Below are 19,881 nucleotides of genomic sequence, written 5' to 3'. Positions count from 1 at the left end.
ATAGTGTGATTACTTTAAATATTTAAAGCATTTTATATCTTGAAAAACAGAAATTAATTTAAAGGAGTTAGCTTATGAAAATTTCAAATAAACTAACATTTATTGCGTTTACCTTGTTTTCAGCTTCCGCTTTCGCTCAAAATCCATATGCAAAACCGGACAATAGCTGGATTAGTATTCATGGCACAGTGACCTCCGTATCTGCGGATGAATTTGAGCTTGATTATGGTGATGGACTGATTTCAGTAGAAATGGATGATGGCGATCGTGATGCTGATGGCTACAAGCTGGTTAAAGGTGATGAGGTAAGAGTTTCAGGCACAATTGATGATGACTTCTACAAGCTCACCACGATCGAAGCTGGCAGCGTATATGTCAAAAATATCGATACGTACTTTTATGCCAGTCCGATTAATGAAGAAAACTTTGGCTATGATGTGATTTCACCTAGCGTTAAAGACACGGTTATTAAAGGCACTATTACCAGTGTCGACGTAGGTGGTGATGAGTTTATGCTTGATACTGGTTTTCAGGAATTAACTGTAGAAGTTGATGAGCTAGTTTTGAATCCTCTAGATGACGAGGGATATCGTCAACTAGACGTAGGTGACCGAGTGAGTGTGAACGGTCAAATTGATAACGACTTATTTGAAGGACGGGTATTCGAAGCCGATTATGTAACCACACTTCAAAGCGCTTCATAACTACCCTTCCATTACTGGGATTGTCATTATGACAATCCCTTTTTTATATGTAATTTGCAATTTAGTTCATTGTTATTGATCACAGTAGATTCAGAGGCTGAGTAAAAGAATCTCATCGTATATGTAAATTTTGAAAACGATAGAATTTTTCAAAGTCTGCTGAAAGCGAGATATGTCCTTTTTGTGGCGTAAATGATTAAGAGACTAATGAAAAAATTAAGCACTTATTTAAAAAATATTTGAATGAATATCAAGGGGAGATGTTATGAAAAATAGCCACATTACGACTCTCGCAGTCTTTGCTCTATTAAGTGCTTCGGCTGTCGCGGAAAATCCCTACGCAAAAGAAAACAATAGTTGGATCAGTATCAACGGAGAAGTGGATTCTGTTTCTACCGACCAATTTGAGCTTGATTATGGTGAGGGTAATATCACAGTAGTAATGGAGGACGATGACCGAAAAGGTTACCAGCTGAAAAAAGGGGATGAAGTCAGAGTATCAGGTCTTATGGATGATAATTTTTATAACGACTCTGTTATCGAAGCGGGGAGTGTGCACATCAAAAATGCTAATACCTATTTTTATGCTGGAGCAATGGACGAACAAGACGTCGATTTTACCGTCATGTCTCCTATCCTAAGAGATACAGTTATTAAAGGTAATATCACCCACGTCAGCTTAAAAGACGAGGAATTTACCCTTGATACTGGCATACAGATGTTAACGGTAGAAGTGGATGAGATGCTCTCTAATCCATTAGACAATGAAGGATATCTGCAATTAAGCGTGGGTGATCGAGTGAGTGTTAACGGCAAAATCGATAATGACTTATTTGAAGGTCGAGTATTTGAAGCGGTTTCCGTAACAAAGATTTAGTTTTTCAGCCGAAGGTTATTGTCGTTTTACTCAGTCTACCAGGCTAATTTATAGCCATTCTGCCCATTAAAATCGATAAATATGATGAGGTATAAAGTAACAAATAACTTTTGAATTAATCATATATTACAAAAATTAAGGAGTGACCGATGACAGACTCTACTCTTCATACTGGACCTTATGTCTCCAACCATTCCACCTTGACAGCCATCATTGCTGGCACGGTGGTGGCACTTGGACTAATGGTAATGTTTACTCTCCTCGGCCTGTCACTAGGCATCGCTAGTCTAGAGGCGATCGGAGATGGGCTGGGTATTGGCGCAGCAATTTATATTGTTGTGACCCAACTAATTTCGCTGGCTGTGGGTGGGTTTGCAGCAGCCCGCTTTATGACAACATTTGATACGAATTCAGCTGCGTTGGCCGGCTTGGCGGTTTGGGCGTTAACCACGCTTAGTGTCGCGTATATGGGCCTTAGTGCTGGGACATCAGCCATCAGCACGTCATCATCTCTTGTGGCACAAACAGTTGAAACATCAGCCGGTGCCGTAAAAGCGATAACACCGGAAGATATTTCGTTGCCGGACATGTCAGAGATCTCCGGTTCAATTTCAATGGCCGATTTGCCACCTCAGCTTCAGCAAGCTTTGCAGGAAGCTGGCGTGACTCCCTCACAACTTCGTGCTGAGGCACGAGAAGCATTTCGAAATGTGATTAGTCAACAGGAAATGAACCGGGCGCGATCGCTGGTCACCGCCACACTGTCTGATATCGTGGCGCAGCCCCACACATTCTCGGAAGAAATGAACAATTTACTGGATCGGTTAGTGATTGGTGAAAATGCCGTATTCAATGAAGAAGATCTAAACCAAGCCCAAAATACGTTGGAAATGCGACTCGGGATCACACCTGCACAAGCCCAAGAATTAGTAAACGAAGTGCAGGAGCTTTATAACTCAGCTGTGGAAACTTTGCGTCAAACTGTTTCTGAATTACAGGAACAAATAATTGCCGAGGCTAAAGATATTCAGGATGCGGTCGCTGCGGCTGCGTTGTGGCTTTTTATTGCATCTCTTCTCGGTCTTGGAGCGGCAACTGCTGCAGGTGTGTTTGGTCGCCGTTCTGTAGTATAAAATTGTGTCACGTGGACTATTCAAAGATTTGCTGTGCACCAAAATGACTAATGCAAAATAGTTAGTCGGATCCTTCTAACCCACTGCACAAATGTGCAGTGGGTTTTGTTTTTTTAGCGTTTTAGAAATTTCGGTTTATCGTTTTCGAAGATAACGAGACTCATAAATTTTTATCGGTAACTGCCCCTTCAGATGCTGAAGAGACGGTTTTGGCATATTTAGCTAAAACTCCTCGGGTATAGCGGGGTGGAATTGGTTTCCATGCCATACGTCTTTTTTCGATATCGCTGTCGCTCAGATGAAGGGTGATTTCAGCCGTTTCAGCATCAATTGTAATTTGATCACCATTTTCAATCAGTGCAATCGGGCCGCCATCAAAAGCTTCAGGAGTTATGTGTCCGACTACAAAGCCGTGACTTCCACCGGAGAAACGACCATCGGTTATTAAGGCAACATCATTACCAAGACCTTTGCCGATAACGGCTGAAGTAGGGCTAAGCATTTCCCGCATGCCGGGACCGCCTTTCGGGCCCTCATAACGGATAACGATGACATCACCTTTCACCACGGTGCCATTCAAAATATCCTGCTGTGCCTCTTCTTCAGAATGAAACACCCGGGCTTTACCGGTAAAACGTAACCCTTCCTTACCGGTGATTTTAGCGACAGCACCCTCTGGGGCTAAATTACCTTTAAGAATGACCAGATGGCTGTCTTTTTTGATGGGCCGGTCAAATGGGCGGATGATGTCCTGACCGGCAGGATAGGATGCTACATCAGCCAGATTTTCCGCCAGGGTTTTACCTGTTACGGTCAAGCAATCGCCATGTAACAAGCCACGATCCAAAAGCTCTTTCATCAACGGCTGAATTCCCCCGATGGCAATCAGTTCGGACATCATGTATTTGCCGCTGGGGCGCAGGTCAGCCAGTACCGGGACTTGACTGCCGATCCGGGCGAAATCATCTAATGTGAGCTCAACATCCACCGCATGGGCCATCGCCAACATATGTAAAACGGCATTTGTCGAACCTCCCAGCGCAATAAGTGTAGTAATGGCATTTTCGAAGGCCTGGCGGGTCATGATGTCGGTGGGTTTAATGTCGTGTTCGAGCATATACATCACTGCAGCGCCTGCCCGGCGGCAATCCTCTGTTTTGGACAGAGACACAGCTTCTTGTGCCGAACTGTTTGGCAGACTCATACCCAATGCTTCAATTGCTGAAGCCATGGTGTTGGCCGTGTACATACCGCCACATGAACCCGCGCCGGGAATAGCCGTTTTTTCAACTTGCTGCAAATCAGCAGACGTCATATCTCCCCGGGCATGTTGCCCAACTGCCTCAAATACAGAAACAATATCGGTATGACCAGCACCGGGTTGTATCGTACCACCATAGACAAATACTGCCGGTCGATTGAGGCGAGCAAGGCCAATCAGACAGCCCGGCATGTTTTTATCGCAACCGCCAATTGCGATCAGTCCATCAAATCCCTGGCAGCCAGCGACGGCTTCGATCGAATCAGCAATAACTTCACGGGAAACCAATGAATATTTCATGCCAATAGTGCCATTAGCAATGCCATCAGAAATGGTAATGGTGTTGAATATAACCCCTTTACCGCCTGCTTCGTCCGCTCCCTGGCAGGCTAAATCGGCCAGTTGATTAATGTGCATATTACAGGGCGTGACCATGCTCCAGGTGGAGGCGATACCTATCTGTGGTTTTTTGAAGTCCGCATCATTGAAACCCACGGCACGTAACATCGCTCTGGCAGGAGATTTGCCAGTACCGTCTACCACTATTGATGAATATTTGCGTGTATCTGTCATTGCCTGACCTTTTAAAACGGTTAATAGATAAAACTGACTCTCATCCAATATGAGGAGAGCCCATCACGGAAAATGAAATCCACTTTCATATGATTCAACTTAGCGAAAGACCTTATCAGTTCCTGCTCTAAACAGACAGTTAGAAACTATTCAGATTCACAATGAAGCCATCACTCAACTTCGCATCAAAGCATAGCCAATATTAAGAGAAATGAACTTAGGTTAACAAAAAGGTGGGCGCAAATTACATTGTCAGTGTGCGAAAGCGCACAGACACTTCACCATGAATAAGAGCATGCTGATTCGTGCTTCGAACGTCCAAGCAAGCACCACGCCGAGGCCGCAGCACCCGGTATGTTAAGCCGGACGAGACAGGAACCTGAAAATGAAATCTACAATGAAAAATAACGACATCTCCAGCGAACCGCGCACCATTATGCGGACCTTGAAAGACTATCGCACACCACGTATCGCCCGCAGTATCATTGAACTGCTGGTTACATTGGTCCCTTTTGCTCTTCTCTGGACGCTATCCTGGGCGACACTGAGTGCCGGACACTGGCTTGGTCTTCTGATCACTATTCCTGCCGCGGGATTTCTTGTTAGGTTATTCATGATCAAACATGACTGCAGCCACGGTGCCTTTTTTTCTTCAAAAGGGGCCAATGAATGGGTTGGACGGATAATCGGCGTGTTGAACCTGACTCCCTTTGACTTCTGGCGTCACACCCACAGGCACCATCATGCGCATTCCGGTAATCTCGATCGTCCGCGTATTGGTGGCATCGATACCCTAACGGTTGAGGAATTTCGAGCTTTGCCTCGCAACAAGCGACAACGTTACCGATTCTATCGTCATCCTTTGGTACTGTTCGCTCTCGGCCCAGCGTACCTATTTCTGCTCGACAATCGACTGCCAGTAGGTTTCATGCGTGCAGGGTGGATGCCATGGCTGAGTACCATGACCACCAATGTGGCGATTCTGGTCATTGTTGCCACGATGATGTGGCTGGTTGGTATCGGCCCCTTCCTCATGGTGCAGTTGCCAATCACGCTGATTGCAGCAACGATAGGCGTCTGGCTCTTCTATGTTCAGCACCAATTCGAGCACACCTACTGGGAGCACGAATCCAACTGGACTTTACAAGAGGCCGCACTGCACGGTAGTTCACACTACGATCTGCCTCGCATTCTGCGCTGGTTCACTGCCAACATCGGGATTCACCATATTCATCACCTCAGCAGTCGAATTCCCTTCTATCGTCTGCCCGAAGTCCTGCGTGATTATCCCGAACTGCGTGAAATGGGTCGCATTACCCTTAGGCAGAGCTTCGCTGCTGTGCGTCTGGTCCTGTGGGACGAGGAGAAGCAGCGACTTGTCAGCTTCAGAGAGGCAAAGGCCTAATCTGACGGGAATACGCTTTGCGCGTAGGGTAGATATGTTAGGTTCGAACTTGCATTTAGGCGTGGTCGGGCTTCGAGTTTATTGGATATTCACCTATCATATTGCTGACACCGAAATATTGCTATAAACCTTTAACCTAAGCGTTAAAGCCAAATCTAAGGTTTATACTGGATGTGCCCCTGTTATAATTGCTGCCAATTTCCCTATAGCTCAGATGGATAGAGCGTCCCACCTCCTCCAAAAAATATTCCGCGTCATGTCTATGGTGCCGTTATGCATCGTAAAACTATAAAGTTATTAGGTGCTTAGCGTAAAGTCCAGCTAGGCTGCTTGAATGACTGATCATAGTTCAACAACACACTTAATTTCCTGCGCTAACAAAAACTCAGAAAACGAACGCAATGAAATACAAACTTTTGAATACATGTATGTGTCTGTCACTTGGTTGTGTGATCTAATTGCGTGTAACCAACGTTAATAGGATACGATTAATCTTTAAGTAGGAGCCATTATGTGGTTTAGTTCGAAAGTAAATCGAAAAGAGTTGGCAGAACAATTAGTTATCACACATCAAACAGCAGCTGTTGTGGTTGATAGTGATCGTAATCTTATCGCTTCCAATCCGGCATTTAGCGAAATAGGCCGTAAACTTAACGGTTTAGACCGCAATGGTGTCTTAAAGTCCTTGATTGATCATTATGATAAAGCTAATAAAACCATTGCTTTTGATGATTTTCATCTACGCCAGCATATTTTCTCGTTGACAATTAAAGGTCTCGAGTCTTGCTCACTTTATCTTTTTGAACCTTTACCTGAGAAACTCTTAGGTGAACAAGCTTGGCAACAACTATTAGCTTTTAGTGAAAATATTTATGCTGTTTTTGATAATCACAATAATTTAGTCACATCCAATATAGATTCGGTTGATGCTGATGAGATGTATTCTGTTTTCGATAGTCCGCAATTGTTGAAGGCTTTGCAAAACGCCATCAAGATTACAGATCGAAAACTTCGCTTATCTGAGAATGATGATTTTTATTATCAAGTAACCCACTCCACTCTTGATTCTGATAGCGGCCCGTTATCAGCTTTCTTATTATCTAAACAAACGCAACTTGCAGACTACAAGCAGTTCGAAATGTTATCCAAAGTAGTAAGTAACACAAGTACAAGTGTATTGATCACTGATAAAAATGGGTTTGTCGAATATGTTAATCCCGGTTTTGAAAAGCTTTCAGGATTAACACTTGCAGAAGTAAAAGGTAAAAAGCCTGGAGTTTTATTACAGCGTGAACAAACTGATACAGACACAATTAAGCGGATTTCTCAAAAACTTAAAGCACGAGAGCCGTTTTATGAAGAGATTTTAAACTTTACCAAAGAGGGTGTGCCCTATTGGATAGTGTTGTCAGTGAACCCAATTTTCAATGAAAAGGGGGAACATACTGGGTTTGTTGGCGTGAGTTCTGATGTACGTGAAATTAAACGTCTGGTCTTAGAGCAAATCAACCAAAAAGATGCTATTAGCAGTCATTCGGCGGTGATGGAGTTTAATCAAAGTGGGCAGTTCATTTCAGCTAATCAGTTTACTTATGAACAATTAAACATTGTCGACGAAGTGCAAATGCAGTCTTTACTGGGAAATTTGAAAGATCATTTAGATGAGCCTCGCAAACAATTGATCGAAAAAGGTGAACCCACCGCGGTGATGATTAAACTGGCTCATCAAGGTGGTGAAGTAATTTTAGAGTGCATAATCTCAGCAATAACAGATTTAAACGGCAATATTTCTAAGTACATTGTGTTTGGTAGCAATGTCTCTTCTCGAAATAAGCTGGTGGCTGAAACTCATCTTTCTATGTCGAATGTGTTAAGTAAAATTCAAGCCACAGTAAAGACAATAAATGCAGTAGCCGATCAAACTAATCTGTTAGCGCTTAATGCAGCCATTGAGGCAGCAAGAGCTGGTGAAGCTGGACGAGGATTTGCGGTAGTGGCCGATGAAGTTCGCAACCTTTCGAAAAAATCGAATGAAGCAGCGGTTCAAATTGGTCAACTGATTAACGAAACTCAGTCGCATGTTGACGAGCTGGCTTCTTTTTTAAGTGAGTAATGTTTCTATACCGAAGAATAGTGTTAGCGTCAGCGCAAAGTTTATTCGTTCTCAGCTCAAATGCTTGTCCGACCCGTTAGGCAGGTGATCAAACACTCTAACGCTAGTGCAAATGACGTTTCAATTCAGATTAGGAAATCTCAAAAGCTATACCTAAATCCCTAATACTAATAGTTGAAACCCTGACGATTATAATTGCCGACAATGACCCTTTAGCTCAGATGAATTAGAGTGTACTCAAGCCGATTAGCTAAAGATCATTTTCAAGGGTCCAGTTTTTTAGTTCTTCAAGTATAGTCAGGGCATTCAATCCTCTAGCCGCAATTTTGTATTGGACCGCGACAGGTTTGCTTGAGATCACATCTCTGGTGATCAGTTTATTTTCTTCCATTGCCTTCAACCTCTCTGCCAGGACTTTTTTACTGGCCCCGGCAAGTTGTCTCGCAATTTCATTAAAACGCATGGGCTGATCTTTCAGGTGCCACAAAATGGAGCCTGTCCATTTATTACCGATAATTCTCATTCCCCTCTCAACTGGGCAAGGTTTATAACAAGTCTGGTCGTTTTCTCTCATAGTTATTTGTAGGTTACAAAAAGTTAACTGGTTGACTATTGTAACCTGAATGTTAGTTTGTATGTTTAGACAAACTAGAGAGCAGACATGAAAGGTAAATCAATTTTCGTCGAAGCGGGTGGTGGCTTTGATAAAGTTAGCGTAGAAGAAACAGAAACAATCTCGCCAGGTGACAGCGAAATTCTGGTCAGACTTCATGCTAACTCGCTTAATTATCACGATTATGCGGTCGTCAAGGGGCTCTGGCCTGCATCAGAGAAAAGAATACCTATGGCTGATGGTGCCGGTGAAGTAATAGAGGTGGGGCCAAACGTGACCGAATTTAAGGTCGGTGATAGCGTTGTGAGTACGTTTTTCCCTTCTTGGTTAAGCGGTGAACCAGTCGTTGATGGTTTCTCAACTGTTCCTGGCGATGGAGTAGATGGTTACGCAAGAGAATATGTCACGGCAAAGGCTGAAGCTTTCACCAAGTCACCCTCAGGTTGGTCTCATACAGAATCTGCGACGTTGACTACAGCAGCCTTGACAGCATGGCGGGCTTTGTTCGATTTTAATCAGCTCAAATCAGGTGATACCGTTCTTCTTCAAGGGACTGGTGGTGTATCCATTTTCGCTTTACAGTTTGCCAAAATGGCAGGCGCCAAAGTGATTGCCACTTCATCCAGTGATCAAAAACTCACTAGGTTGAAGGAGCTGGGAGCAGATCATGTGATCAATTATAAAAAAGAACCTAAATGGGGCTTTTTAGCCAGAGAACTTAATGATGGAAAAGGTGTTGACCACGTCGTTGAAATTGGTGGTGCTGAAACATTGGAGCAGTCTCTAAACGCTGTACGTATCGCTGGCCAAATTTCGTTAATCGGTATTCTTTCTGGACAGACTTGCGATATAAATATTGTGAAGACTTTTGTGAAACAGGTTAGGCTTCAGGGCGTCCTTGTTGGTAGTAGAGTCCATCAGCAGGAGATGATTAAAGCTATCGAGGTTAATCAGCTAAAACCAATTATTGATCGTACTTTTGCTTTAAAGGACATTGTCAAAGCATTTGAGTACCAAGAAACGAATCAGCATTTTGGTAAAATTTGTTTAGAGTTTTAAATGAAATAAAAAAGCCCCTGATGAGGGGCTTTTTTAATTTATTAGCCGCTCAATCCCCGACAGAATGCTTCAGAATTCGTCGGTCTAAAATAGCCCTGCTATAATTGTGGCCGATGTCCCTGTAGCTCAGATGGATAGAGCGTTGAACATTTATCTGTCCAAAATGAGAAGGATAGGGCTGGGATTACATTATTAGCTCTAATAATTAACATCAAAGATTTATTAATTAGTACTAAAGTACAATACTTTTTAATAAAATTTAGTGTAAGTTCGAAAGAGTGATCTAATCACGCTATTTATTATGCCAAACTTGGCGTGAGCCTTGGACGGAAAATTACAGCTGTGCTTTTAAGTAAAGGTATCAGGGCTGGGTTGCATACTTTAAGGAGTTCACCGATGAATAAGATGATAGCTACGATAATCTTCTCATTATTTTCTTTATCTGCTTTTGCCGCTACAGTCGACATTGATTTGAGTGGGGCTACCACTTCCACCCTTATTGATGCTGATGGGGCAAGTTTCTCACAAACTTTCACAGGTCAGACTGCATCTGGCTCAGCAATTTCAGGTTCCCCTACAGGGCCATTATCACTAACACCAAGTGGAACAATAAGAGTTGTCTCTTTTGATCCAGGTTGCACAGGTTGTGATTCTGGCAATTCACTTCTTACACCCTCAAGTTTTCAGGGCCCATTGTCGATTTTGTTTGATTTTAATGCCGACAGTTTTTCATGGGTGATGGGAAGCTCTGTTGCAGGATCCAATGTTGCTGCAGATTTATTTTCAAATAGTGGTAGTTTAATCAACACAGTACTAATCAGCATGCTGGAAGGGTACAACAAATACTCTATCTCCGGCTTGGGTGCTTTTGCAGGAATTACTTTTAGAGACAATAACGACCCAGCTGGAGTACGTTACATGGACATGTCTTACAATAGTGTTGTCGGAGTCTCTGAAGTTCCAATCCCTGCCGCCGCTTTCATGTTTGCGCCTGCATTGCTTGGACTCATGGGATTACGTCGAAGAGCAAAAAATAAAGTCGCTTAACTTTATTTCTTTCAGAAAGCCGTGATGATTAATTTCATCACGGCTTTTTTATTTGTATAACTTCCGTTCAACCGCCAATTGGTTTGTTTCGAAGTGAAGCCGATCAGCTTGACTGATATAATTGCGGCCGATGTCCCTGTAGCTCAGATGGATAGAGCGTCCCCCTCCTAAGGGGAAGGCCACAGGTTCGACTCCTGTCAGGGACACCAATAATAATCAATAGATTATTTTTGACTGGAAATGAATAATAGCGGGATAGTCATTCGCATACTCCCCATCAACTTTTAGAACCTTCATTTTTTCTGTAACAAATTTATCGATTTGTATTAGGTTTATCAGATTCAGAAAGTTGAGGTTGGGAAAGGAATAAATATCCCACTGGGTAATGGATACGGCGCAACTAAGAAAGTAATGACAATTCTTTACCAGTTGCCTTGTGAAAAATTATTTTTCAACAATGATTTTTGGTTGATGGCTTTCTGTTTCACTATCTGAAAGTCCTGCGGTCAGGATCCAGCGCATCGTGTCTTCATTCGACATTTCCAAAGACCGAACCTGATCTCGTGAAACGCAAATTGTATAGCCACCAACTTGATAGCTCATTGGCAGGTATATGGCGACCAGATTATTTTCCTGATCCTCCATGCCTAAAACATGGCTAACGTTATCCTTCACCAGAAAGCCAATCAGCTGAACCCCACCGATGGTGACAGCAACAGCATTGCTGAGACTTTCCTGCTGTTTCTCGCGAGAGAAAAAACGCGTGAAATCTCGTAATGCACCATGAATCGATTTCACCAGCGGAATGCGATCCAGGATGGATTCACCCATATCAAACAGTCGTTTGACCAGCCAGGCATTAACGGCAATTCCAATCACAAAAATTAACCCTATAGCCGCTAATAACCCAAGCCCTGGCCAATAAAAATCATAGGGTAAAATGGCAATCATTATCGGACGTAATGCACGCTCTGCTGTAACAGCCAACCAATAAATAAGATAAAGCGTCAGGGTGACGGGTAACGCTGTCGCCAAACCTTTTAAAAAAGTCTTCCAGACAAATTGCATAAAGCTGTTCCTATTCCAAACCGAATACGGTTATTCAGATGTATAAAGTTATATCGGCTTCGCTGGCAAATTCCAGAAAGGTGGCAGCGCCTCCATGACTGATTCCATCGATAAAATCTGAATTTTTAAAATCAAACAAATCGACAGTCATTTGGCAGGCAATTAATTCAACATCTGACTCCAGACAAATCTCACGTAATTCAGCAACACTGGCAACACCTTTCTTTTTCAATTTGCGTTGCATCATCCAGGTAGCAAAGGCTTCAAGCCCTGGAATAATTTGCACGATACTGGGGACCGGAACAGGCATGGGCATAGCAGGGTTGCCTAAAGGAGAGACTTTAAGAGACATATCTTTCTTAAGCAATTGCAAACCGTAAAAGGTAAAAAATATTTTGGCTTCAAACCCTAGCGCCGCTGCTGTGGAGGCCAGTAGAAATGGTGGATATGCACCATCTAAAGTACCTTTACTTGCAATTATGGCGAGTTTTTTGGCCATGCAGTCATACCCCTTTTTCGATGATGAAATACAATTTTCCGTCGACTTCTTCACTACTGAGTAGCGGATTACCAGTCATTTTGCAGAAGGCCGGAATATCTTTTAGCGCGCCAGTATCGGTACATATGAGTCGCAGTCGCTGAGAGGCTGACATTTCATTGAGCATCTTACGCGCTTTAAGCACTGGAAGTGGACAGTTTAAACCTGATGTATCAATTTCTGTATCAAAATCTGACATACTGATTTCCTTTAAAATATCCGTTCACATGATAAACGCAAGCGGCGTTTTTGTCTTTGTGGAACCGGTCTTAATGAGCCAAGGTCTATAGGCGTTATGAAATATCTTATCGCTACAGTTATATTTTTGATGAGCAATCAAGGCATTGCCCAGGCAAACCTGGATATTGCGTTGCCAGAAATGGGGGACAGTGCGGGTGCTCTGGTTTCGCCTGTGGAAGAGTATCAGGTCGGCCAGTCTTTTTACTGGAGCCTGCAGCAATCAGTGACCCTGGTTGATGACCCGGAAGTGAATAGTTATATCAACTCACTTGGACATCGTCTGGTGACCAATAGTGATGATCCCGGTCGTTCTTTCACTTTTTTTGTGGTACCTGACAATTCTGTTAACGCTTTTGCCGCGCCAGGCGGTTTTATTGGCATTCATACCGGACTGATGCTGACGAGCGAAGCAGAAAGTGAGCTGGCATCGGTCATGGCGCATGAGATAGCGCACGTTACCCAACGGCATATTCTGCGTAATTTCGAACGTTCTAAACGCATGAGTATTCCGATGACCGCTGCGATGATTGCTGCGGCTTTATTGGGGGTGGCTGACCCGAGTGCAGGTTCGGCTGCTATCATGGCGGTACAGGCTGGGAATGTGCAAATGCAACTGGATTACAGTCGGGCACATGAAGCTGAAGCCGATAATTTGGGCATGCAAACTCTGGTAAATGCAGGCTTTGACCCAAATGCGATGCCACGTTTTTTTGAGCGGTTGCAGATTGCAGGTCGCTTCTACGGTGGCGACCAGATTCCGGAATTTCTCAGAACTCACCCAATCACCGTGTCCCGTATTGCAGATGCCCGTGGACGTGCTGCCAATCTTGAACCACGGCCCCAGATAAGAGATACCAAAAAGTTTTATCTGATGCGTGAAAAAGTGCGTGTCATGACATCTGCAAATCTGCGTGAATTGATCAAAACCTATGAAGATAAGCTGAAAGAAAATACAACAGAAGATCAGTCTGTCACTCGATATGGTTATGCCCTGGCATTATTGAAAAATAGCAACTATACCCAGGCTCGTGATGAAATTAATGACTTAATCGATTTGGATGATAATCAGTTAAGCTATCATCTGGTGCTGGCGGATATCGAAATTGCGTTGGGAAGAATGGATGCAGCACTGGCAATTTATAATGATTTTCAGCGGGTTTATCCGGATGATTGGGCGCTTTCTATCAAGCAAGTTCAAGCCTTGTTGAGAGCCAATGAACCACGTAAAGCGATTACTATTTTGCAACGTCAATTAGATGTCGGTGAATCTTCTGCGGATTTATACAGATTATTGGCCAAAGCTTATGGTGATATGGGACAGAAAAGTAAATCTCATGTCTGGCTGGCTGAGCATTATCATAGTTCTGGTCAGTTGATGCAGGCTGCAGATCAGCTCAGAATTGCAGCAGACTATGCCCGAGGTGATGAATTTGAACTCGCTAAAATCAGCTCACGTTTGAGACAGGTTGAAACGGATATCGCAATGATGGAAGAAATTCGATGAATGATAATTTAGATAAATATCGTCGAAAATTACTAAAGCAATCCATCTCTGCTTCAACGCTGGCTTTGGTAGCGGCTAGTGGTTTAATGGCTCCAAGAATTCTATTAGCACATTGGCCTCAGGATGCTTTCAATGCAGAAACATTGGAAGATGCGATATTAACGTTTCTGGGAGAGGCTGAAGAGGTTAATGAAGAAGCCATTCAATTCACAATTGGTTCTCCTCCTACCTATGCTGTGAATGGGGCCAGTGTTCCGGTTGAAATCAGCAGTAGTCTGGAAAATATTCAGCGAGTGGCATTATTGGTGGAGAAAAACCCTTTCCCTCTGGCAATGGCCCTTGAACCCACTTCTGTAGTCAGCTTTCCCTTTAAAACAATGCTTAAAGTCGCCGAAGATTCGGAGATAATTGCCATGGTCAGGGCGGATGGTAAGCTTTACCGAACCAGTCGTTATGTGGAAATTGATATTGGTGGGTGTGCCTGATGACAACAAATTCCAGAGATAGAATACGGGCCAAATTGCTGGAGGGTAATACGCTAATCAGAATTTTACTGTCCCATCCAATGCATACAGGGCGGGGTAAAAACGAGCAGGAAGAGCTGATTCCGGCTGAATTCATTCAGGACATTCGCTGCTGGCGTAACCAGGAAGAAGTGTTAACGGTGAAATGTGGTACGGCAACTTCACGTAATCCTTACTTTGCCTTTCAACTCAAAGGAGGGGAAATCGGAGATACGATCAGTCTTCGCTGGGTGGATAATCTTGGTGGCAAGGGAACAACGGAAACCAAAGTGGTATGAGCCTGAAACTTCGCGCCAATTTATTTTTTGCCATCTTGCTACTGTTATCCATGCTGGGCAGTGCCGTAATTCTTATAACCAACGCTAAACGTTCTGTTGAAGCAGAAGTTATTTCAACCATGGATGCAACAGCACACATTATCACCGTCACGCTGGCGGGCGGTACGCTTACTCGCAATACCAGTGTCAGTGAGCACATGCATGAATTAGTGCGTGCATTAAGTGAAATTCGCAGTCTGCATATTTTGTTGTTTGATCGCCAAGGACTGCTTTTTGAAGGCACACCGGAAAAAGAGTTGTCAGTCCAGCCTCCTGCCTGGTTTGTAAAGTTATTGTTCCCAGATCTCACGCCACTTTCCAAACGTTTTGGTACCGGCCATATGGTTATCTATCCTGCTCCCATGCAGGAAATCAGTGAACGCTGGCAGGATATTCGCGCCATTATGGCGCTGGGTATGATTATTTTTGTGGTGGTTGCCTTTTTCATCTATTGGGGTGTGGGCTGGGTAATCAGACCATTACAACGATTGTTGGATGCATTGGCTGGGTTTGAGCGCGGTGATCTGCACATGCGATTACCCCGTTTTTCGCTGAAAGAAATGGATCAGATTAGCCAAAATTTTAATCGGGTCGGCGATGCTTTGGAACAAAGCACGAACGAAAATCGCCGCTTAGCGATGCTGGTGAAACAATCCGGTGATGCGATACTTTCCTTGGATCATGCCGGTTACATCACCTTTTGTAATGCTGCAGCCGAAAGGCTATTTGCTGATGTACCAAATTTATTGGGTGAATCATTGGCCTCCATGCCCTTTCAGCAAGATCGAAACAGTATTATTGCTGTTTTTAATGGCTTTCAATCAGTGGAAAACCTGGAAACGACACTTGAGCGGCGTGATGGTGAACAGCTTTCACTATTAATATCGACCGTACCATTAACTGAAAATGATGGTTGTGTCGCCGGTATGATTTGTACATTGCGTGATATTACGGAGCATAAACAGGCCGAAAAAGCCCGTGCCCAACTTTATGAAACTCGGCTATTAACCAAGCACATGGATCAGGTGCAGGAAGCTGAACGACGGCATTTAGCCCGTGAACTGCATGACGAACTGGGACAATGTTTGACGGCAATTAAAACCGATGCGGTATTAATTCGTAACCGCTCGGAAGAAACAGATAGGAAAATTTATCAAAGTGCCCAGGCAATTATAGATACCGCCAGTCATATATATGATGTGGTTCATAACATGATAACGCGTCTGCGGCCGAGTCCGTTGGATGATCTAGGGCTGGTGGCTACCTTGCAGGAGAGCATCAGCAAATGGCAACAGCGTCAGCCCGAGATTGCCTTTAATCTAATTACTGAAGGCCAGTTAAATGGCTTTGATGAAGCAACAAATATGACGGTGTTCCGTGTCGTGCAGGAAGCATTGACTAATGCCGTTCGGCACGCTGACGCAGAAAATATTATGGTGAAAGTCATACGCGATAAAACCGAAAATTCAGATCAGTTAAAGATTAATATTCGCGATGATGGAAAAGGCATGGTCGTCAATGATTTTCATTCTGACGTCGATTTTGGCTTGCTAGGCATGCGGGAAAGAGCGCAAAGTCTGGGAGGAAGTTTTGATTTGGAAAGTCAGTTAGGTGCAGGAGTCAACCTGACTATTACCATACCACTGGGGGTAAACGTTCACCATGAGTCTTAATAAAATAACGGTTTTATTGGTTGATGATCATGAATTGGTTCGCGCAGGTTTTCGTCGTTTACTTGAAGATGGTGACAAATTTGACGTAGTAGCTGAAGCGGGTTCCGGGGAACAGGCGGTTCAGGATTTTGCCAAATATCACCCGAATGTGGTGGTAATGGATATTTCCATGCCGGGCATTGGCGGTGTCGGTGCAATTGAACGGATTATTGCCCGTGAACCTTCAGCCAAAATTCTGGTGCTTAGCGTACATGAAGATAGTGTATTTACCACTCGTGCCATGCAGGCCGGTGCATTAGGATTTATCCCTAAACGCAGCGCGCCTGAAGCCATGTTAAAAGCTGTTGAAATGGTTTCTATGGGTAGAACCTGTATTGCTCCGGAAATTGCTCAACAACTGGCAATGCAAAAGTTAACCGGATCAGAAAATCCTCTGGATGTTCTCAGCCAGCGCGAGTTCGAGGTCTTTCGCCTATTAGCCGAAGGTAAGACTGTTAACGAAATTGCCGATATTTTGAATCTAAGCCCTAAAACAGTGGGAACTCACCACACCAATATTAAACAAAAACTCAATGTTTCAAACTCTGCCGAATTAGCCAGACTGGCTATTCGTAGTGGGTTGCTGGAAGCCTGACTGACCGCATTCATTAGACTTATTGCTCACCAATCTGCTGTCGATGAAATAGCGTCTGGATGCTTAATATATCAATTCAGACAGTGCGTTATGAGTTCTCTGTCACATCAATAATGAGTTTTAGGCTGCAGTTCGTTGCCCGCATACTATAATCTTATGGTCTGATGATCTTTCATAGCCTCCAGCAGTGATGGCTCTGAATGATCAACAGAATATTTTCTGTGGTTTTAACGAAGCATTATTATATGGACTTTAGCTTGTGAACCTGATTCTCCAGGTGAATCTCATCATTGTGATGGTATTTGTCATAATGTGCAGTATTGGTGTCAAAAGTACACTTGATGACCTTCGCCTGAGAGTTGACCATGAACTTGAAGTGTCCAATGAGGTTGCAAAATATGCAATAGATGCACAGCTTGCCCGTTTGGAAGCGGACTTATCACAGAAAAACATTCCAATCTCACAATGGACTTCACGGTTTCATTTGGAAGATCTCAAACAATTACAGCACGTCGATATTGAATTAATCGCAAGTGATGGCGAATTACTTGATTCAAACCACCCCCTCACCAGTAATTTACTAACCGGTTTACCTTTATGGCTGGAAAACAGCCTGAAAGATTATCTTGGGCATACTGAAATCATCACGACGCCGATTATGTTTGCTAAGCAGCATATCGGGGATATTGTTATTCGGCCTAATTTCAGTGCCGAATGGGATGATATTAGAACCTATATCAGGAAGTCATTAATGCCATTAATTCTGACTTTTTTGGTTGGAAGTATACTCATTGCAATAATTGCTTCGATAATCCTATTGCCTGTTTCAGAAATGTTGCCTAAGAAAAATAAACAGGCACAACCGTCACGAAGACCATTTGCTTTGCTTCGATTAAATCAATTATTGGCCGTTAATAAGCAACTGAAACTTTTAAAACAACGTTATCTGGATACCGATCAAAAAATTGATGTGTTGAATCAACAGTTAATCACAATTCAAGAAGCTGAACGAAAGCGGTTATCGGCTGAATTACATGATGAGATAGGCCAACATTTGACTGCTATCCAATTCGATTTAAATACGATTAAACACTCTGCTTCTCTGGATGAAGCAAAAAACAGTGCAGCAGCCATTGATTCCGTTCACCGTCGGATGACAACTATTGTTCGTTCGATGTTGCAACGTTTACGGCCACCGGAATTAACGGCTTTAGGGATACATGGTGCTATTTCAGAGTTATTTAATGATTGGGTGATTCGCCATCCACAGCATCATGCGAAACTCAGTATAGAAGGGAATTTCAATGAGCTTGATGAAACCCGGCAATTGACCATATATCGTATTGTTCAGGAATGTTTAACCAATATTAGTCGTCACGCCGGAGCTGAAAATGTTGAAGTAAAAGTCAGTTTAAGTTGCAATAACGATTTAATAGATATAAGTGTAAATGATAACGGAAACGGTTATCATCCGAATAGTTCGAATAAAGGTTATGGTTTAACTGGAATGCGAGAACGAGTAGAAGCGTTGTCAGGAAGTTTTCATATTACGTCAGCACATGGTGATGGATTTACGCTTTCTGCGACTTTTCCAACCCAAGGTAATGCTGAATGAAGAACGAGATCCGAGTTTTACTGGCAGATGATCACGAAGTAGTTAGGTCTGGCCTTGCAAGAATGCTTGAGCGTAATGATGATATGCACATTGTTGGTGAAGCAACCAGCGGTGAACAGGCCTATCAAATGTACACGGAACTTGATCCTGATATCCTTATTATGGATATGAGCATGCCGGGAATTGGGGGGTTGGAAGCGCTTAGACGTATTCTGGTGCGTTATACCAAAGCAAAAGTGATAATGTTTTCCATGCATGAAAACGTTACATTGGCGGTTCAGTCGATGAGTGCTGGAGCTGCAGCTTATTTAGCCAAATCGGGTGACTCTGAGGATATCGTTAAAGCAATTCGCCAGGTGATGGATGGGAAAAGTTACCTAAGTTCAGAAATGGCACAACGTATTGCGCTGCAAAGTGTTTCCGGTTCAGAAGACCCGATACAGCGTTTGACAGTAAGAGAATTTGAAGTATTCCGGTTACTGGCGGAGGGCCATGCATTGGAATATATTGCGGAAACGTTGAATTTAGGTCAGAAAACTGTCGCGAATTATCAAACGATGCTAAAACAGAAGCTCGGATTTCATTCATCTGTAGAGTTAGTGCGGCTTGCAATCAAGTATAACGTCATAAAAAGTCATTAAATTTTCAGTCCTCTACAGGCACTAAACTGAGGAATAATGGGAAGAACTTCCCTGTTCGGGAAAAAATCCCGATATCAGAGTGACTGCTTCCTAATGATTCTCAGGCAAAATCGGCATAAAGTCACAACCTCATGAAAGAACAGCGACGCTGACATCATGAACGATAAAAACTATAGAGGACAACTTTATGAAGCTGAAAACATTATCAATCGCAATGATGGGTTTAGTAGCACCAGGTCTGGTCGCTGCTGATGAACTCATCGATATGCAGAAAAATGCTAATAACTGGGTTATGCCAGCAGGTAACTATGCTAACCAGCGTTACAGCGAACTGACTCAAAT

General features: G+C 43.3%; 18 protein-coding genes, 1 tRNA gene, 1 pseudogene and 1 riboswitch. Of the genes and pseudogenes, 15 read left to right on the top strand and 5 right to left on the bottom strand.

Translation table 11 applies throughout. From position 1 onward, the window contains the following. Window positions 1–74 precede the first annotated feature (74 nt). The 3 genes from B4F66_RS13265 (at window position 75) to B4F66_RS13255 (ending at window position 2,714) form a co-directional block, all read left to right on the top strand. Entirely contained in the window at window positions 75–704 is a 630-nt protein-coding gene (locus B4F66_RS13265) for a single stranded DNA-binding domain-containing protein (protein WP_292356372.1), read from the top strand. Window positions 705–969: 265 nt separating this feature from the next. Beyond that, entirely contained in the window at window positions 970–1,581 is a 612-nt protein-coding gene (locus B4F66_RS13260) for a hypothetical protein (RefSeq protein ID WP_292356370.1), read from the top strand. A 149-nt stretch (window positions 1,582–1,730) separates the two neighbouring features. Next, window positions 1,731–2,714 carry a hypothetical protein gene (locus B4F66_RS13255; RefSeq protein WP_292356369.1) on the top strand — a complete coding sequence of 328 codons (984 nt, stop codon included), beginning with the start codon at window positions 1,731–1,733 and terminating at the stop codon, window positions 2,712–2,714. A gap of 160 nt (window positions 2,715–2,874) precedes the next feature. Here B4F66_RS13255 and ilvD read toward each other — a convergent pair whose 3' ends face one another. Then, window positions 2,875–4,548: a dihydroxy-acid dehydratase gene (gene ilvD / locus B4F66_RS13250; RefSeq protein WP_292356367.1), complete on the bottom strand. Its 1,674-nt coding sequence runs from the start codon at window positions 4,546–4,548 to the stop codon at window positions 2,875–2,877. Window positions 4,549–4,933: 385 nt separating this feature from the next. Between ilvD and B4F66_RS13245 the strand changes: the two genes are divergently transcribed. Then, window positions 4,934–5,953 carry a fatty acid desaturase gene (locus B4F66_RS13245; RefSeq protein ID WP_292356365.1) on the top strand — a complete coding sequence of 340 codons (1,020 nt, stop codon included), beginning with the start codon at window positions 4,934–4,936 and terminating at the stop codon, window positions 5,951–5,953. A gap of 511 nt (window positions 5,954–6,464) precedes the next feature. Continuing rightward, window positions 6,465–7,994 (top strand): annotated as a pseudogene (locus tag B4F66_RS13240) (PAS domain-containing protein); the annotation flags it as partial. Window positions 7,995–8,316: 322 nt separating this feature from the next. On the opposite strand, the gene B4F66_RS13235 reads toward B4F66_RS13240, so the two are convergent. Beyond that, window positions 8,317–8,589 carry a winged helix-turn-helix transcriptional regulator gene (locus tag B4F66_RS13235; protein ID WP_292356362.1) on the bottom strand — a complete coding sequence of 91 codons (273 nt, stop codon included), beginning with the start codon at window positions 8,587–8,589 and terminating at the stop codon, window positions 8,317–8,319. A gap of 138 nt (window positions 8,590–8,727) precedes the next feature. Between B4F66_RS13235 and B4F66_RS13230 the strand changes: the two genes are divergently transcribed. The 3 genes from B4F66_RS13230 (at window position 8,728) to B4F66_RS13220 (ending at window position 10,994) form a co-directional block, all read left to right on the top strand. Further along, window positions 8,728–9,738, top strand: a complete 1,011-nt coding sequence (locus tag B4F66_RS13230) for a zinc-dependent alcohol dehydrogenase family protein (protein WP_292356360.1) — start codon at window positions 8,728–8,730, stop codon at window positions 9,736–9,738. 293 nt (window positions 9,739–10,031) lie between these two features. Then, window positions 10,032–10,118: riboswitch (cyclic di-GMP riboswitch) on the top strand. A gap of 16 nt (window positions 10,119–10,134) precedes the next feature. Continuing rightward, entirely contained in the window at window positions 10,135–10,785 is a 651-nt protein-coding gene (locus B4F66_RS13225; RefSeq protein WP_292356358.1) for a hypothetical protein, read from the top strand. Between the two features lie 132 nt (window positions 10,786–10,917). Further along, a tRNA-Arg gene (locus B4F66_RS13220) sits at window positions 10,918–10,994 on the top strand. Between the two features lie 235 nt (window positions 10,995–11,229). Here B4F66_RS13220 and B4F66_RS13215 read toward each other — a convergent pair. From B4F66_RS13215 to B4F66_RS13205, 3 genes are read right to left on the bottom strand one after another with little or no spacing between them, the layout of a single operon-like run. Continuing rightward, window positions 11,230–11,853: a DUF502 domain-containing protein gene (locus B4F66_RS13215; RefSeq protein WP_292356356.1), complete on the bottom strand. Its 624-nt coding sequence runs from the start codon at window positions 11,851–11,853 to the stop codon at window positions 11,230–11,232. 34 nt (window positions 11,854–11,887) lie between these two features. Beyond that, complete coding sequence (gene dsrE2, locus B4F66_RS13210; protein ID WP_292356354.1) at window positions 11,888–12,352, bottom strand: sulfur carrier protein DsrE2; 465 nt, start codon at window positions 12,350–12,352, stop codon at window positions 11,888–11,890. Between the two features lie 4 nt (window positions 12,353–12,356). Then, window positions 12,357–12,590, bottom strand: coding sequence for a sulfurtransferase TusA family protein (locus tag B4F66_RS13205; protein ID WP_292356353.1), 234 nt, complete (start codon window positions 12,588–12,590; stop codon window positions 12,357–12,359). Window positions 12,591–12,686: 96 nt separating this feature from the next. On the opposite strand from B4F66_RS13205, the gene B4F66_RS13200 reads away from it, so the two are divergent. The 7 genes from B4F66_RS13200 to B4F66_RS13170 all read left to right on the top strand — a co-directional run bounded on the left by B4F66_RS13200 (window position 12,687) and on the right by B4F66_RS13170 (window position 19,539). After that, window positions 12,687–14,135, top strand: a complete 1,449-nt coding sequence (locus tag B4F66_RS13200) for a beta-barrel assembly-enhancing protease (RefSeq protein WP_292356352.1) — start codon at window positions 12,687–12,689, stop codon at window positions 14,133–14,135. Beyond that, window positions 14,132–14,620 carry a thiosulfate oxidation carrier protein SoxY gene (locus tag B4F66_RS13195; RefSeq protein ID WP_292356350.1) on the top strand — a complete coding sequence of 163 codons (489 nt, stop codon included), beginning with the start codon at window positions 14,132–14,134 and terminating at the stop codon, window positions 14,618–14,620. The genes B4F66_RS13200 and B4F66_RS13195 overlap by 4 nt, the downstream gene beginning before the upstream one ends. Continuing rightward, window positions 14,620–14,937 carry a thiosulfate oxidation carrier complex protein SoxZ gene (gene soxZ, locus B4F66_RS13190; protein ID WP_292356348.1) on the top strand — a complete coding sequence of 106 codons (318 nt, stop codon included), beginning with the start codon at window positions 14,620–14,622 and terminating at the stop codon, window positions 14,935–14,937. Before B4F66_RS13195 ends, soxZ begins: the two co-directional genes overlap by 1 nt. Next, window positions 14,934–16,649, top strand: a complete 1,716-nt coding sequence (locus tag B4F66_RS13185) for a histidine kinase (RefSeq protein WP_292356346.1) — start codon at window positions 14,934–14,936, stop codon at window positions 16,647–16,649. The genes soxZ and B4F66_RS13185 overlap by 4 nt, the downstream gene beginning before the upstream one ends. Next, window positions 16,639–17,283, top strand: a complete 645-nt coding sequence (locus B4F66_RS13180) for a response regulator (protein ID WP_292356344.1) — start codon at window positions 16,639–16,641, stop codon at window positions 17,281–17,283. The genes B4F66_RS13185 and B4F66_RS13180 overlap by 11 nt, the downstream gene beginning before the upstream one ends. A 259-nt stretch (window positions 17,284–17,542) precedes the next feature. Then, entirely contained in the window at window positions 17,543–18,898 is a 1,356-nt protein-coding gene (locus B4F66_RS13175) for a histidine kinase (RefSeq protein ID WP_292356342.1), read from the top strand. Beyond that, window positions 18,895–19,539 (top strand): response regulator, encoded by a 645-nt coding sequence (locus tag B4F66_RS13170; RefSeq protein WP_292356340.1) that lies wholly within the window; start codon window positions 18,895–18,897, stop codon window positions 19,537–19,539. Before B4F66_RS13175 ends, B4F66_RS13170 begins: the two co-directional genes overlap by 4 nt. Window positions 19,540–19,881 lie beyond the last annotated feature (342 nt).

Source organism: Methylophaga sp. UBA3603 (assembly GCF_002375335.1).
GTDB lineage: Bacteria > Pseudomonadota > Gammaproteobacteria > Nitrosococcales > Methylophagaceae > Methylophaga.
Note: the sequence above shows the minus strand (reverse complement) of the source record. Positions and strands in the feature narration are given on the sequence as shown.